Here is a 17,012-nt window from a genome sequence, read left to right as displayed (position 1 = left end):
TTTAGCTTGCTGTATATATCAATAAAAAGAGCCTAGCTTGCAAGCTAGGCTCTTTTTATTACCTAGGGCTATAGATTAACGATACGTGTTGAGCATCCAAGGTTTTCCATTAGGGCCCGGTACGCTTTTTTTGTCTATTTTCCCGACCGCGGTTTTAGGAAGGGAGTGCACGAGGTGCAATTCGTCTGGCATTTTAAATGCAGCGAGATTTTTAGATTTCAGAAAATGGCGAATGTTCTGCAGCGTCAAAGGCTCGCCTTTACAGACTAAAGCTACGCCGATACGTTCGCCCAAATGAGTATCGGCAACAGGAACGACGGCAACCTGAGCTATCTCTGGGTGGCAGAGTAGATGCGCTTCAATCTCATCGGTGGCAATGCTTTCCCCCGCACGGTTAATTACATCTTTTATCCGGCCAGTGACCGTGATATATCGATCTTCATCCATTCTCACTTTGTCTCCACTTCGGTAAAAACCGTCATCGGTGAATGTAACTTGATTGTGTTTCGGTGCTCGATAATAGCCGCGAAGCGTATAAGGGCCACGGGTAAGCAGTTCGCCTTCTTCGCCGATGGCTACTGGATTTCCTGCGTTATCGACGATTCGGATTTCATCCCACTTGCTGACCGGGCAACCTTGTTTGGCCGCGATGATTGCCGGCGCGTCGCCTAATCGGGTGCAAGCGATTAAGCCTTCTGCCATGCCGAAAACTTGCTGCAATACCTTAGGAAAGGCGGTTTGAATCGCTAATGCGTCGCTATAAGCCAGCTTTGAACCACCGACTTGCATCAATCTGAGACTGGACAGGTCTGCCGTCTCCCACTCGCTCGCTTCGGTCCACAACTGAGCCAATGCAGGCACAAGCGCTGTCGCTGTGATCGAGTGGTTTTCAATTAAATCGAAACAATGATCAGGCCCCGCTTGGGTCGAAAAGATCACTTGTCCCCCCTTTGATAATGCGCCTAATAGGCCAGGGCAACCCAGTGTAAAGTTGTGTGCGGCGGGCAAAACCGCGAGGTAGATGTCGTTTGCCGTGATATCGCTAACTTCGACGCAACTTCGAATGTTGAACAGATAATCGTTGTGCGTACGTGGGATAAGTTTGGGGAGCCCAGTGGTTCCACCGGATACCAAAAATAATGCCGGATGTTCAGGGATTACCTTTGGCGGAGTAAAGCCGGGTTGAGATGAGGGGTGAAAGGCGAGATATTTGCCGTGATGCTTGATGGCATAAATATGAGTCAACGAATTGTCGCTCATGCTCAGTGTGTCCGCAATTTCCAAAGACTCAGGTGACTCTAGGATACGTTCACAGATGTATCCTTTGGCCTGAGAGACTGCGAAAAAATGGCTTATTTCTGCGAGCCCATGAGCTGGCAGTGCCATTACGGGGACCAGCCCTGCTCGCTGAGCGGCAAAAAAGGCGATGGCAAAGTAACACGTGTTGCTCAGTTGAATGACCACGCGATCGCCCATGACCAATCCATCTTCTTGGAAGCGCTTGGCGATCCCATCGGCTTGCTCGAGTAACTGACGGTAGGTCAGCTCACGTACTGCATCTTTAATCGCCACTTTGTCTGCATGATGTTGTGCCCCTTGGCTTAATATTGCCCAAAGGGGGGCGTTATCCCAAATCTGTGCTTCGGTGTAGCAGCGTGCCAGAGATGGGGGGGAAGGCTCAAATCCATGCAGTAAATCATCCACTGCACTTAAGATATCAGATATCGAGTTCATGACTTTTCCTCGCAAAGGATGCTATCAACGGGCACGGTATCGGTGGCAAGGTGGTGCTTTTCTTGTTCTTTTTCAAATACTAAATGATCGAGTACACAGGCCATCTTTTCACCGGTTTCTTCCCACTCTCTTTCGGGGGTTGATAAGCCTATAATACCAGCGCCAGCTTGTAGTAAAGAAACTGACTGGTGCTTGTAGGCCGTCCTCAGTACGAGTGCCGCGTCGAAGTAACCATTGTGGTCGGTAACAAGAACGCTGCCGCTGTATAAGCCCCGGGGTAAAAGTTCGAACCTGGCAATCGCATCAATGGCTTCTCGCTTTGGGATCCCCGATGCAGTAATTGAGGGAAACAGGACATTGAAGGCATCCCAGGCGGATTTCCCCTCTGACAAGGTGCCAGTGACACGAGAAGCAAGGTGCTGAACGCTGCCTCGTTCTGATACCTGCATAAATTCTGCTACGTTCACTGTCGAAGAGGGACAAATCAGGGTTAACTCCTCGACCGCGAGTTTGACTGAGGCCGCATGTTCGGCAATCTCTTTCGGATCTGTCAGCAATTCGTTTCTAAGTAGAATGGCGGCTTGCGGATCATCAGGCAATGCGCGAGTGCCCGCAAGGGGCTGGGTGCTGAGGTTGCCGTGTTCATCTACTTCTAATACCGTTTCAGGAGAAAAACCAAAGGCTGCAATTTCACCGAGTTTCAACATAAATGAACGGGCAGGTGTATTTTTCCTACGCCCTTCGATGAAGCTTTTTTTCGAGTCAATATTAGCAGGAAGTATCGCGACCCGGGACAAAATGACCTTGTTGTATTTGTGTTCCTTTATCTCCTCGACAGCTGAGCGCACGCTTTCCTGAAAGTGCTGTTTGACTGCCTGAGCATGAAGAATGTCGTCTTGGGTCAGGGCGGTGTGACTGTACTCTGTGACGGTCGTGTTATTGGTGCAGTCAGCAATAATACTTTGGATTTGTGGCAGTACAGTATCGTCCATTGTGCGAATGACAATGCGCTTTTTTGTGATCCGTATATCCGTTTCCGGCACAAACAATTCCAGCAGTTCGCGGCTGGTTTCCTGCTGCTTTAGGTTGTGAGAAAAGCGGCAAAACTCGAAATCTGCGCGCCCAAACAACCGCCAATCTTTTATGTTTAACGTTTGGGTTGCTTGATGAATCGCCTGGCAAATTTCGGTGGTCTTGACTCTATGCTTGTTGCCATTAAAATCAGTAATTTCACCGCAGCTACTGACAGTTAGTTGGGTTAGTTTGTTGATGCCTATGGCCCATTCGTCATGGTGTTCATAGACGAGGTAATCCTTGCAAAATGCTAAGCTAGTCAGCTCAGTTGCCAGTAAAATGGGTTGGCATTGGTGTGCTAGTGTGAATGTTTTGTAGGTTTGTTCGTGGTGATTAGCCATGTTGCTCTCCGGATCTGGCAGGGTTTGCGCTGTTTGCTTGCTTTGGGGTGGAGCGAACTAAGGTGGTACTTTCCGTCTGTTCGATGACATGTTGAATAAACGTCGCGGGGGATGTGGTGATATAAAAATGGTCGCCGGGTATTCCGACTACCCGGGCATGTGTGCGTAAAGCAGGGTTAAACCATTCATGCCACTCTTGTACCTCTGAACTCCAAGCTTCTGGGTCGCTTTCTCCAAACACTAACGTGCATGGGGTGTACTCCAGTTCAGGGGCGTTTTCAAGCGCACTGTAATAGTTTTCGGTGGCAAGAAAATCGGCTCTTAACATGGGGAGAAACACTGGTAAAAGTTCGGGGTGTTGTTTGAGGACAGCGCTTCCGCTGCCGATTTCAATTAATTGATCGATGAAGTCGTCATTGTGTAAGTGGCTGAGTGTTCTTCGACTTTTTAGATGTGGTGCGTGGCACCCTGATAACACCAATTGGGTGATTGGGGTGGCACAACCATAGTGCTCCTCCAATTGCTTGCAAACTTCAAAGGCGACCTGGGCGCCCATGCTATGACCACACAGGCGGAGAGTGGCATTGGCGAGTAAGTCGCTATGGGAAATCAGGTTAATTAACGCGTCAAACAGATTATCGGCTAAATCCGAAATGTGTTGATGTGGTCGCTCGCGCATACGGTTATCGCGACCTGGGTAGGTTGCGAGTAAAATAAGCGTATTGTTTGGCAGTAGGCCATCTCCCAGAGACGTCCAACTTTTGAATGCGCTCAGGCTGCCTCCGGCAAAGGGGAAAATCACCCAAATATGCTCTGGCCGATTGCTACTTTTATGTAAGGTTTTGAATACCTGCTCCATTATACTTGTCCTCTTATTGGCTCAGCCAATGGCATCTTGATGCGGATTGCGGGTGATATGGCTTGCTCTTGTGGTTGTCCAGAAATTGCCAGAATGTGTTCCCAAAGTTGCGCGACGTTTAATTGGTGCGCGAGGGTGAATCCAGCCTCACACGCTTGGCCATCTATCACCCGAGAAAATTGCTCAAGGGTAAACAGCACACCGTCCGGGCCTAGGCTCTCAAAGGTATCTTTTACCTGACTTTGGTTGTCACATAGAGTTTGAGTTGTGGGTTGGTTAAGGTAATGACCTTCAGGTTTTGAAACGATTTGGTACAAGCTGTGGTTGTCGCTTTGGTGGTTATCAGCATGGAGAACCGGCGTCCAAGTCACAGGACCATAACTGTCTGCGAGTGCTAGATAGCCATTGTTCCAACCCAGCATGATGCGGTGCATGGCTAAGCTGTGCATATCTGGATCTCGAGGGTCGAGATAGTTTTGCAATTGCAATAGATAATCACCTTGCGCTGAGTGTAGGTTAATGATGTCGAATTGTTTCTGTTTACCCAGCAAGGTGGGCTGTAGTTTGGTACTTTCTCCCAGAGATTGCAGTAACAGATCTAATGTGGAATACAGGAGTTGACGACTGGTGGTGAGGTTGCCGTAACTCGCATCCTTTAGTTTTTGGCTACTGAGGTGTTGTGCACCCGCGATCAGGGTTTTTCCTGCTGCAGATGAGGCATAAAAACTGTTTATTCGATAATGAACACCGTGCTGCTGAGCAAGGGATTGATGACGGTTCAGCTCATTGACAGAGACGGGATGTTCTTGAATGACGTGGATCTTACGTTGTAAAAGGTCTTCGACTAATAGGTTGCCAGCGCCGCCGATACTCGAGGCTCTGATGACAACGCAAGCAATATCGATATCTTGAGGCAATTGGCTGACATCCAGAAACAAAGGGACGCCAAAGGCGTCTGCCAATGTCTGTGAGCGTTGGCTACCTTGGGAAATGATACCCGCCAGCGCCAAATCTGGGTGAGACTCGATAAAAGCATTGAGGTAAAGCTCGCCAAATTTAGTGCCGGCGATGACGACTTTTTTAGGTTTATTCATGTTCTAACACTTCCTTGGAGCTATTCTGAATTGAGTCAATCTGTTGTTGAGGGCGCGCCAGCAACTGAGAGATTTCTTGGGCAAGTGACGCGACATTTGGATCTTGCAGCATGGTGTAGTGGTCTCCCGGTATAAGGTTCACCCGCGGCGCGCAGCAGTCCTGCCAGCCATGACAAGCTCGATTGGCTATCTCAGGATGTTGATAGCTCATGAAGTCCAAATGGCTGGGTTGTGCTGCGGCAAAGAGCGTCACGGATAACTGGTTCATCATGGGGGGGGAATAGCTGAGCATGGCACGCAGGTTTCGGCGGTAAATACTCAACAAACTGGTAATGATGGCAATGTCTAGCAGGCCAGAAGATGTTGTCGTGTCGAATGCGGTAGCCATTGAAGAGAAGAAAATGGCATCTTGGCTGAAATCTGGCACTTCAGCTTCGGCCAGCTCTGGAAATCTGCCGACACAATCGGCATAAAAGTGCTGACGAATCGTTGAATCGTCTAATGGTGAGGCTTCATTCATGCTCGGCTTGTAGCTGTCAATGAGTAGGCAGTTGGTTACCTCATGGCCCTGCGCGCTCATCTGATGCGCCAGTTCATAGGCCACTACGCCACCAAATGACCAACCAGCAAGCTGATATGGACCTTGTGGCTGAATCGTTTGGATCATACGTAAATAGTCGCGCGCCAACGCCTGAATATCAGGCTCGTGATTCGTTAGCTTGTGTTCAGGATATTGAAGCCCATATAGCGTGACATTGTTAAGTTGGCTTGCGAGACGCTGATAGCTCAGTAAGTGTCCCCCGATAGGGTGAATAATGAACAAGGTGTTGTGGTGTTTATCGCTGCAGTGTGGAGTGAGGAGGATGGGCACTTGCTCTGCCGTCGAATCTTGAGATTCGGTCAATGTGGCGAGGCGCTCAATGGTGTCGTTTGCTTGCAGTTGTCCTGCGGTGAGTGAGACATCGAGTTGGGTGTTGATCTGATTGATGAGATGTACCGCGATCAGGGAGTTTCCGCCGAGATCGAAGAAGCTTTGATTGGCCGGAATACTCTCTACGTTCAGGCATTCAGCCCATATCTGTGCCAGCCTAAGCTCGGTGTTCGAGGAAGGCTGACGCAATAAATGGGTCTTTGGGGTAAAGTGTGGGGATGGTAGGGCGTTACGATCTACTTTACCGTTGGCCGTCAGCGGTAGGCTATCTAGTGCGACTATCTGCGAAGGGCACATGTATTGCGGTAAGACACCTCGCACATAATCAAGCAGATGCTGGTTATTATCCGCGGCATTGTTCCCATACACCACATAGGCAATCAACCTGATGCCACCACTGGGGTGAGTCATCGATTTGACCATCGCATCCTGCACGCGAGTCCCCAGGTTTTCGGCTGGACACTGACGCAACACCGTTTCGATCTCTCCGAGCTCAATACGATATCCATTTACCTTAACCTGTTGATCATTTCTGCCGAGAAACTCAATGTTGCCATCGAGTTGGTAGCGACCCCAATCCCCGGTTTTGTACAAACGAATACCGCTATGTGGATGTGTGATGAAGGCAGCGTCTGTTTTGTCAGTATCTTGCCAGTAGCCTATTGCCAGCCCATCACCGCCGATGTAAAGCTCGCCGGCAACCCAGTCTGGGCAGGGGGCAAATGCCTTATCCAGAATATAGAGCCTTTGGTTGGATAAGGGTTTGCCATAGGGAATACTCGTGCAGTTGGCATAGCTTTTATTGATTGGGTAGCTGATGGACCAGATCGCCACTTCTGTCGCACCACCAAGGCTGAGCTGCTGTGCGTTTGGGGTCACTTTGAATAAACGATCGGGTAAACTGACGGGGATCCAGTCTCCGCTCATCATGATGTGGCGTAGCTGTGGTAGCTTGGATTGGTTGTGTTCCAGGCAATCGGCAAGCAACTGAGCAAAGGCTGGGACACTGTTCCACACGGTGATCCCTGCGCTTGCTGCCAATCTAACCAGGGCTTCTGGATCTTGCGCCGGTGATATTTCGGGTATGACTAACCTTGCCCCTTGGCTCAGTGTCGAGAAGATATCGAAGACCGATAAATCGAAATTAAGCGCAGAGATAGCCAGGACCTTGTCGTGGTTATTGAGGCCAATTCGAGCGTTGATATCCAGCAAAGAGTTGACGACAGCTTGATGATCCATGACGACCCCTTTTGGCCTGCCCGTCGATCCTGAGGTAAAGATGACGTAAGCCATATCACTTGGATCTATCGTTGGAGCAGTAAAGCCACCGGGGGCTTTTGCATCCAGACTGGGTACCAGAGTTTGGTAGCAAGCGGAGGGCGTGGGAACATGGTGTTGGGTGATCACAGTGCAGACATCACTCTGTACCAATAACTCCGCAATTCGCTTGCTTGGATACGACGCATCCACAGGCATATAGGCTTTACCTGCCAGCAAAATGGCAATGGCAGAGATGATTTGTTCCCAGCCCTTATGCATCACGATGGCGATCAAAGGGCGATCGTCTTCGCAGGCTAAGATCTGCGCTGCCAACGCGTTGGATGAACGCCAAACTTGCGCGTAAGTCAGTGCGACATCACCTTGTTGGATGGCGACATCATCAGGGTAATCTGTCACCCCATTTTGGATCATGTCGCACAGTGTCTGGACGGGTTTACCTCCGCCATTGTTGGTCTTTAAAGTCAGCGCTGCTTTGGTTGCATTCGCAAACTGGCGTGATGTAACTTGCGATATCGACATGGGTGGGCATAGGGGACTATTCCAGTTAGCTGATGGCAATGAACGTACTGTTTGTACATAAACCTCAAACATGGCATCGAATACACCAGGTTTCAGGTGATGCTCCTGAATCGTCCATTTGATGTCGATACCACCGCACACTGAGGCGATCAGCATGCAGTCCAGATAAACATGTGGTGTTTGTGCGCCAAAACTCCTTAATTTACCGATAGTCAGTGGCTTGTTCTGACCTATTGATACCGTGTCGTTAAACACTATTGGCATGCCTGCGCTGAAGTTTCGATTTTGGCGGTTTTTTTCCGTTAGCACCTGCTGACCATCAAAACTGGCGTGGGCTAAGTCTTCTGTCATACGCTGTTGGAGTTGATGAGCGAAAGTACTCAAGTTCATATCTTCCTTGGCATCGACTTCCAACATTGAGGTGGTTGACAGGTTACCCACTACCGTCTCTGACTGCATAGGCTGACGATTGCTGTGAAGAATGTTGATCGAGAAGTGTTTAGTCTCACTCCATGTTTTCAACACCAGACAGAATGCCGTGAGCATGGCCATGGAGGGCAGGACATTATTGGTCAATGCAGTACTTTGGATCTGAGCCCATTCTTGTTGACTAATGCGATGAGTAAGCACGCATTGAGATAAGTCTTCATCTCGGCTGTCAGCAAGTGGAAGCGTGGGGGCTTCGGGCAAGGTTGGGATCCTTTGTGACCAATATTGCTGCGCGCGTTGATAGCCCTCAGAGGCTTTGGTTTTTTCCAACTCACGGAGATACGCGGCGGCGGTCATGTGAGGGACAGGTAAAGCTGAAGATAGGTCTTCATACAGAGATTGTAATTGTTGGAATAAGGTGCCTAGGCTTTTGCCGTCTGCCACGACGAGATCCACAACCAAATGCACCAGTGAGGTGTCAATGTCGGTTTGCAATATGTTGATATCGAACAGCGGCCATTGGTCGGTCGGGACCCCTTGAGCCACGATCTGGCCTCTCGCTTCACCGATAAAGTGATCTTTTCTGGCTTTATCCATGGCGGTGAGATCGACATATTGCGGCTGATAGTAAGGCACGTCTTTACTGATACAGTATTTCCCGTTATCAATGACACCACGTAACTGATCGTGGCTGCGGATCAGCTGATTCCATGCCAGAGTCAATCGCTCACGATCAAGGTGTTTGATCTCCAGTTCCGCGTAAAAATGGGCAATGCCATTTCCAAGTGAAAACAGATCACTTTCTCCAAGCCAGTAAGCATGTTGCAGTGGGGTTAATGCGTATTCGTTATCGTGTGGCGCTGTGTCTATGTCAGTCTCTATTGAGCCGCCTAGCTCTGGCTCAATAGAGACTGATTCAGCTGTGGTCGGGTTGATAGCAAGACAGAAATCAGCCAACACAGGATGTTCGAATATCAGTTGTAAGCTAGCGTGGATGAAACCTTGCTGATTCAGCTCGACAATCATCTTAGTGGCCATCAAACTGTCACCGCCAATCTGGAAGAAATCACATTGTTGCCCAACCTCACGGTCGAGCATCTTAGACCACACTTGCGCGACAGTTACTGCCGTGCCTGGATTGGTTTTTAGCGCCAGAGTTGGGCTTTGAATATCATGTTCAAGGGTATCAGCTGTGGCGGTAAGCTCAGGCTGGATCACCGAGGTGCTGTTGGCTACGACCAAGTGTTGGCGTAGCACTGAATGCTCAGTGTTGGGGTAGACCAGTTGGGGGACGAATCCGTTTTCTGACAATAATGCTAACCAAGCTGGCAAGTTGAGCATCGCGCTTTTCTGCTGCTGCCTAAAATCATTGAAGGCATTAATCCCTTCAATAAAGCCCACCGTCGCCAACTGCATTGGGCTAAATTGATCCGTGGCTTCAATAAAGATCAACTGCCCCCCGTGAGCCAGTAACCCATGCAGTTGCCTCAGCGTTTTAGGCAAATCTGTGGCATCGTGAAGCACGTTGACCGCAAGAATAACCTGATAGCCTGCTTTCACTTTCACACTTGCACTGGCGGGTAGGTTGATGTCGAACAACTCATAGTGGACTTGAGAATAGGCAGATAATGTTTGTTTAGCTTCTTGTAGGAACACCAATGAGATATCGGTGAACTGGTAGTGTTTGATGGTATTTGAAGCGATGTTCAGCACCGCTTGTGATGTCGAGGCGGTACCAGCGCCCACTTCCAGTACATTTATTCCTTGTCGGTATTCGCCGCCAATCGCCTTAATGGTCTCGGCTGCACTTTGGTTCAGAATGTGCAGCGAAGGGTTGGAGCTATATAGGCAATCGGTGACTTCGCTGTCTTTGAACAAAATTTCTAATGCTGACTTACTGCCATCAAGCAATGCGGGGTGAGCCCGTATGCTTTCGTTTAAATACTGCGACAAACGCTGACACCAGTTAGCCGGTGGAATTGATGCTGTCGGTGGCGGGGGGAATTGGCCGCCAAATAGGTAGCCGTGATTATCTTGGGTTAGCATGCCTTCGCGGCTGAGTTGATCAAGCCAAAGAACAATCAGTTTGTGGTGTTTAGTCGCAACATTTAACTGTGCATAAATGTGTTCGAGTGAGTAGTGTTTGCCTGCTACTGTAAATAGCTGATGGTTTTGCAGTGTGTTCCAGATCCCTACCAGCGCTTGATGTTCGATATTCATCCACGCGTCGGTGACCTCCTTGGCTGTTTCTTCGGTGATTTCCGGTAGGGTAATTGCCTGTAAAAGGGGCGAGGGGCTTAGTGTCGTTTTAGTTTGTGGGGATAAAACGATTTTTCCCATCGATAACTGATTTGCAGCCACGTCTGTCAATTGTTGGTTATAGTCGGCGAACATGGTGTGTAACACATCATGTTCCAACACGTCTTCCATGCAGTACCAATTGAAGACGAGATCGCCGTCGACCTCCATTATTTGGTGATCGAGCCAGACTTGTGGCGTCTGGCTCAGTACGTAAACGGGATCGCCAAGCAGACTGGTCATGGCTTGTTTTATGTCCATCCCATCCATAGACATGCCAAGCATGCTGGTGAATACCACTGGGGTCAGCGGTAACGTCGCTTCTCGTTCGCTTATTTTGCCTGAGGCCTTAAGGTGTTTAGCCAGTTCGCGGATCACTTCTACACCATTGACCTGGCTGTGTCCCAGCCTTTTCCAAAGCTTTTCCTGTGTTTCAGACATATGTTGCTTCAAGCTGGACGGCGCTGACAGCATAAAGTCCATCAGCAGTACGGAGGTAAAATCACCTATGATGCCCTCAACATCTTCATGGAATGGCTGACGGTTGAAGAAGGTCATGTTTAAGGTAAAATCTGATGACGAGGTCCATTTAGCGAGTGTGTGTGCAAAGAGGGTCAACAGACCGGCTGACGGGGTCACTCCCCACTGCTGCCACTGGGACTTGAGTCCTTGCCACTGAGTCGAATCCAGCTTGCCTTCAAGTGTGATGAATTGGGGGCTTTCGCTATCATAATTGGGGTTCAACGGTAACCTTGGGGCTGTTGGCAGGTTTGGAATAGTCTGTTGCCAATAATCCCATGAGGCTTGCCAGTCTGCTTGTTGCCTTAGCTTTTGTTCGTGCATCACGTAATCACGAAAAGTGAGTGGCATCTCAGGTAAAGCAAGGCCTTGATATGCGGTCGTCAGATCATCCATCATGATCTTGAAACTCTGAACATCAAACTGTAGCAGGTCAAGATTCATATGAAGTCTGATTTTTGTGTCTGACATACGGGTGAATCGTAAGTCAAACAAGGGCCATACATCTGCGGGGCGAACGTCGTGGCTCATTGAATGTCGGATCGCATCGAGTGCGTAGCGCTGTTCATTTTTCGGTAGCGAACTGACACTGGTTTCGGAGATGGTGAAATGCGGCACGTTAGCCTGAATGATTTGTTCACCGTTGGCTGTTATCGTCATTCTTAGCATATCGTGGCGTTCAATCAACGCATTCCATGCATTCTCAAACTTCTCGGGATCGAATTGGTTAAGATTTTTGTCCCACTCAAATACGACGTGGCAGGCGATGCCGCCGTATTTAATCCAAGACTCTCTACCAATCCAATAGGCATGCTGTATTGGCGTTAGCGGGAATGGCAGGTGCTTATCTTGCTTTTCTATCTTGAACCGTAAAACAGGCACAGATCTAGCGTCGTTTCGCATCCTTTCATTGATGAGTGAAGCCAAGCCAGCAACGGATAGGTCTTGGTAAGCTTCATCTGCATTGATCTTAATGCCAAATTGCTTCTGAATTGCGGCGCTCAGCTCAATAAATTGTAACGAGTCCATGCCTAATTGCAGCAGATCCTGAGCGTCGCTGACCGTGGTCGATTCAGCAATACCAAGTTGGTAGCACACTCTATTAACCAGCCAAAGCGGTAAGTCTGATACCTCTGATGTTGCCGTGTTATTGTTTTTGTCAGCAACTGTAGAGGGGACTATCGATGTCGCGACTTGGATTGCGGGAGCGATACTGTCAGCGAAGTAGCGGCAGAAATTTGGATGCAGGTTTTCGATGTTCATCGCTAGCGGATTTGACTGGCCATTTAAGAAACATTGGCTCAGGTGCCATAACCCTTCTTGCAGGCTTATAGTGTGCATGCCGTCTTTGCTCAGCTTGTCGAGCAGTCTCTGGCTGCTTGTCATGCCAATGTTGTCCCAGGCACCCCAGCCAATGCTCATGAGGCGGCAGTGGCTTGCTGCCTTCTTACTGAGGGTATAACCCTCAAGATAGGCATTGGCAACCGCATAGGTACCTTGTCCCTGTGCGCCTAAAGAGGCGGCTGAGGAAAATCCAATAAGGTACTGAGCATTTTGTGCTTCTAACCATTGATGCAATGCCGTGAATGACATGGCTTTCGTTTGCAGCAATGCCTCTGTTGCAGACTGATCCCACGTCGCCAATAAACCGTGTGCCGATGTGCCTGCGGCATGAATAGCACCAATGATCGGCAGTTCGGTCTGCCAACGGCTTAGCACGAGTTCGAGTTGGCCTTGTTGCGACATGTCACATATCAAGGTGTCGACAGTGCAGCCCAATGTCGCCATTTGTAAGCAAAATTCTGGCCAATCTGGGTGCTCTCTTCGCCCCAACACGGCGATGTTTTTGGCCCCTGAACTGGCTAGCCATTTGACGACCAAGCGTCCTATGCCGCCCATTCCACCAGTGACTAAGTGCCATCCTTGGGTGGTAAACCATTGCTGAGGGATCATGCTGTCTGATGCCTTTGCTGGTAGGATTTTGGGACAGAAATAGTGGTCTTCTCTACACGCAAGCTCAGTACAAAGGCTAAAAGGAGCTTGCTTAATGGCGCTTGAGATAAACTCGGGATGGTGGTTATCGACGTCTAGCAAGTAGATTTTCTTTGTGGGGTACTCGGCCCGTGCAACTCTCAATAGTGACATCAAGGCAAATTTTTCTGGTTGAATATCATCGCCTGAATTAACAGGCATGGTGTCAGAGGTGAGTACATAAAGCGTGTCAAAGTCACGACTCAGTGCTTTGGCCATTTGCGCCGTGACATGACTTAAGCTGCCCTGTGGCAAGGTGACCAAGCTTTGATGTGAATTCAGACGGTGCACTTCACCTGTGGTTAACAGCGCTTGTTCAATATCAAGGGGGCTTATCGTCTGTGATTGGCTGTCTGTGTAAGGGGCGATTCGTTGCCATTGCCACTCGTAGTGATTGTGCGGAGAAGGCAACAACTTAAGGGCAACTGATGAATTAAAATCTTTAGTATAGGCGTCGCCCAGCCATTGCCAGACCCCTTTTGCTGATTTGGCTCGTAGGTGGTATTTTGCCTGCCCCCACATGCCAGAGATTCGGTTGACTGCGACTTGAGTGACTTCATTGGGTGAAAACGTAGTTGAAACCGATATTTCCCATTCGGCGTTGTTCTCTTGCGTAAAGGCTGGGAGCTGCTGGGATATCAGAGCGAACAAGTCTTGCTGGTGGGGCAGAGATGACCAGTCCTGATAGGTAAGGCCATCATTTACAGTGTGCTGAGGTTCATGTTTTCGACCTTGCGTTTTGGCTACCCCCAGGGGATTGTGCAGCAGAATATTGGCTTCTTCGACGTGGTTGTGACCATGAGCTGGAATATGTTCAAGACTGCTTAATTTATCTTTTAATGTGGTCGAGGCTTGAATGAGGCACCGGATTTCAGTCATTGAAATAGGGGGGGTACTCGGTATTTTCAGTATCTGTTCTCTTAACCATTCGGCTGCGGTGTCTGTTGGGGGAAGTGGCTTATTGGTGCGCACAAACCACTTACCATTGTTGCTGTAGTAGCCGTTGTCGATAAGCACATCTAGCAACGCGAGTACTATTTGGCGATAACGAGGCAGGAGTCTCCCCCCTAGAATTACCGTTTTGAGCGTAAAACGATGGCTTGAAATACAAGATTTAACAAAATTTTCAATCGCGCTGCAGCGCATTAATTCGTATCCTGCTGCGGCAGATTCCGGCTCATTAATTCGAGTGAGTTCGCTGTCTTTGTTGTGGTTAACGGGATTGATTGTCTCGGCTTGGTACCAATATTTTTGTTCGTCGAAGGCGTAGAGTGGCAGCTCGCACTGATGGCCAATCGTGTTGAACTGTGATGGCCAGTCGGTATCCATCCCTGCGACGTACAATGTACTCAGCACGGCAGCCTTTGATTTTTCTGCTGTCATCATGTGTTGGTGCGTGCCTTGCCAACGAATGTCTTGTTGCCAGTGTTCTCGTTGGCTGATGGCTGTGAGGTGGGGAGTGGGGCCCATCTCTAGGAATACGGTACAGCCTTGGGAAATCGCCGACTCTACCGCGTGTTTAAATTGCACGGGTTGGCGAACATGTTGTGCCCAGTAATGGTTGGTTAGTGCGTTTTCTGACGTAAGCAGTTTTCCGGTCAGTGATGAGATCAGCGGGATAGCGCCTGCCGAAGCCGAGATGTCTGCAGCAAAGTCTGAGAAGGGTATCAGCATATCATCCAACAATCTGGAGTGGGCCGCGCATGGCACATCAAGTGTTCTGAAATTGATGCCGTTGGCGTCAAGTGCTGTTGTTGCGCGTTCTACCGCAGCGGCGCTGCCAGAAAACACCCTATGTTGGCAGCCATTGCGGGCGGCGAGATCAAGTTCATCCAAGGCAGAGATGGATTGGGTTTCTATTTCGCTGGTGAAGACTGCCAGCATGACGCCTTTTTCTTGTTGGGCACATTCATGCATTAATCGCCCGCGCTCGGCGACTAATTCAATGGCTTGCTGGTGACTGAGATACCCGCCTACGACACATGCCGCGAATTCACCGACGGAATGCCCCATGACCATATTGGGCTCGAACCCTTTGGCTTGCCAATGAGCGGCCATAGCGATTTCGAATGCCACGATAGCCAGCTGAGCATGATCGGTACGGGTAAGAAGGTGCGTTAGTTCACCAAACATGACCTCTGTTAGCGGCGCCTCCCCAACGCGTTGGCAATAAGTCTGGCTGGTATCTATGCTGGCTTTGAATGTCGGGCAAACAAGGTAGAGTTCATGCCCCATCCCTGGGAATTGACTCCCTTGGCCGGTGAAACACCAGGTGACTTTGGTCGACTTTTGCTTCTGATTCCAGTTCAAATTGGGCGATGTTTGTCCTGATTTGGCAAACCGGATCAGTGCTTCTGCTGCTGATGCGGTGTTGTTCACGGCCAGTCGATAAGGCAAATCCGTGGACCGCGAGGTTAACGCTGAATAGGCTACATCATCAAAGTGCTCATTGTTTTTCAACAGGCTGCCGTAACCCTTAGCTAAATCTCGTAATGAGGCTTCACTATTTGCTGATATAAATAAACTCAAATCTGAGGCCGAGGTCGTTCCGTTGGTCACAAGTTGCGCTCGCTTGGGGACTGATTGCACCAGCATGTGGCAGTTTGTCCCGCCGATCCCAAATGAAGAGACTGCGGCGGTTCGTGTTTCGCTATGCCAATCGATCGTCTCCTTGGCCAGCTTGAAACTAGAATCATCGAGTTGCAAGGCGGGGTTTGTTTGGGTGATATTGAGAGAAGCAGGAATTTTCCCCCGAGATACAGCGAGCACGGTTTTGATTAGAGAGGCTATGCCAGCCGCAGTGTCCAGATGACCCAAGCTACTTTTAACTGAGCCCAAATAGCAGGTTTTTACCTGAGAATTACGCTGGTAAGCCTGTTTGATTGCCGTGACCTCTATTGGATCGCCAAGCTTAGTGCCTGTGCCATGTGCCTCGATCATCTCCACATCGTCTGCTTGAATGTCAGCGAGATGGATGGCCTCTAAGAGTACCCGTGTCTGACCACTCACAGACGGTGCCGTGAATCCTACTTTGTCTTGACCATCGTTGTTGATGGCACTACCACGCAGCACTGCAAGGACGTTGTCGCCATCTTGCAAAGCGTCTTCCAATCGCTTCAACACCACACTGCCGACACCGTGTCCGCCGAATGTGCCATCGGCATTAGCATCGAATGGGCGGCATAAGCCATCGGATGAAAAGATCATTCCCGGTTGATACTCGTACCCTGATATTTGTGGGAATGACACCGCAACGCCGCCAGCGATGGCCATGTTGCATTCGCCGGAACGTAAGCTTTCGCACGCTAAGTGAACGGCAACCAGAGAGCTAGAGCACGCAGTCTGAACGGTGAATGCGGGGCCTGTCAGGTTGAATTTATGCGCGACCCGGGTGGCAAGATAATCTTTGTCGTTACCTATCAATGCCTGCAAGCCTTTAACCTGACCAACTTGCGTGACATCGAAGTCGTTAAATGATGGGTAGGTACTGGTACGGATTGAACCAAATATGCCCGTTTTTACCTTGATCCCTGTGGGTGCATGGCCAGAATGTTCCAGCGCATGCCAAACATTTTGTAAAAATAGCCTTTGCTGTGGGTCGATAGAACGCGCCTCTTTAGGCGAATAACCGAATAATCCTGCATCAAAGTACTCAGGTTTCTCTATCACAGCACCGCTAGGCACAAAATTTTTACGCTGATAAACGCTCGGTGAGATACCCGAGGCATTGAGCTCTTGCTCTGAAAAGTATGACTGACCAGTGATGCCATTCATCAGATTGTGCCAGAACGTTTCCACATCGGGTGCTTTGGGAAATCGACACGCCAGTCCAATTACGGCAATTGGGTCACTGTGGCCGTACATGTTTGCTAAATCTTCCATTTTGAATCCTCTGGAGCTCT

The 17,012-nt window shown here is 49.4% G+C and carries 5 protein-coding genes; all 5 read right to left on the bottom strand.

The genetic code is table 11. From position 1 onward, the window contains the following. Nucleotides 1–75 precede the first annotated feature (75 nt). Genes sps_RS08675 through sps_RS08655 form a run of 5 tightly spaced genes read right to left on the bottom strand, consistent with a single transcriptional unit; the run spans nt 76 to nt 16,992 of the window. A complete protein-coding gene (locus sps_RS08675) occupies nt 76–1,734 on the bottom strand; it encodes a (2,3-dihydroxybenzoyl)adenylate synthase (RefSeq protein WP_077752167.1) in 1,659 nt (552 codons plus the stop codon). Beyond that, the gene (locus sps_RS08670; RefSeq protein WP_077752166.1) at nt 1,731–3,149 is read right to left on the bottom strand and encodes a salicylate synthase; all 1,419 of its coding nucleotides are present in this window, start codon (nt 3,147–3,149) and stop codon (nt 1,731–1,733) included. Before sps_RS08670 ends, sps_RS08675 begins: the two co-directional genes overlap by 4 nt. Continuing rightward, nucleotides 3,142–4,008 carry a thioesterase II family protein gene (locus sps_RS08665; RefSeq protein WP_077752165.1) on the bottom strand — a complete coding sequence of 289 codons (867 nt, stop codon included), beginning with the start codon at nt 4,006–4,008 and terminating at the stop codon, nt 3,142–3,144. Before sps_RS08665 ends, sps_RS08670 begins: the two co-directional genes overlap by 8 nt. After that, a complete protein-coding gene (locus sps_RS08660; protein ID WP_077752164.1) occupies nt 4,008–5,102 on the bottom strand; it encodes a Gfo/Idh/MocA family oxidoreductase in 1,095 nt (364 codons plus the stop codon). Before sps_RS08660 ends, sps_RS08665 begins: the two co-directional genes overlap by 1 nt. After that, the gene (locus sps_RS08655) at nt 5,095–16,992 is read right to left on the bottom strand and encodes a hybrid non-ribosomal peptide synthetase/type I polyketide synthase (protein ID WP_077752163.1); all 11,898 of its coding nucleotides are present in this window, start codon (nt 16,990–16,992) and stop codon (nt 5,095–5,097) included. Before sps_RS08655 ends, sps_RS08660 begins: the two co-directional genes overlap by 8 nt. Nucleotides 16,993–17,012 lie beyond the last annotated feature (20 nt).

Source organism: Shewanella psychrophila (assembly GCF_002005305.1).
Lineage (GTDB): Bacteria > Pseudomonadota > Gammaproteobacteria > Enterobacterales > Shewanellaceae > Shewanella > Shewanella psychrophila.
Note: the sequence above shows the minus strand (reverse complement) of the source record. Positions and strands in the feature narration are given on the sequence as shown.

Excerpts from the sequence above, each read along its gene's own strand:
- sps_RS08675 (WP_077752167.1), bottom strand. The coding sequence starts at position 1,734 with ATGAACTCGATATCTGATATCTTAAGTGCAGTGGATGATTTACTGCAT.
- sps_RS08670 (WP_077752166.1), bottom strand. The coding sequence starts at position 3,149 with ATGGCTAATCACCACGAACAAACCTACAAAACATTCACACTAGCACAC.
- sps_RS08665 (WP_077752165.1), bottom strand. The coding sequence starts at position 4,008 with ATGGAGCAGGTATTCAAAACCTTACATAAAAGTAGCAATCGGCCAGAG.
- sps_RS08660 (WP_077752164.1), bottom strand. The coding sequence starts at position 5,102 with ATGAATAAACCTAAAAAAGTCGTCATCGCCGGCACTAAATTTGGCGAG.
- sps_RS08655 (WP_077752163.1), bottom strand. The coding sequence starts at position 16,992 with ATGGAAGATTTAGCAAACATGTACGGCCACAGTGACCCAATTGCCGTA.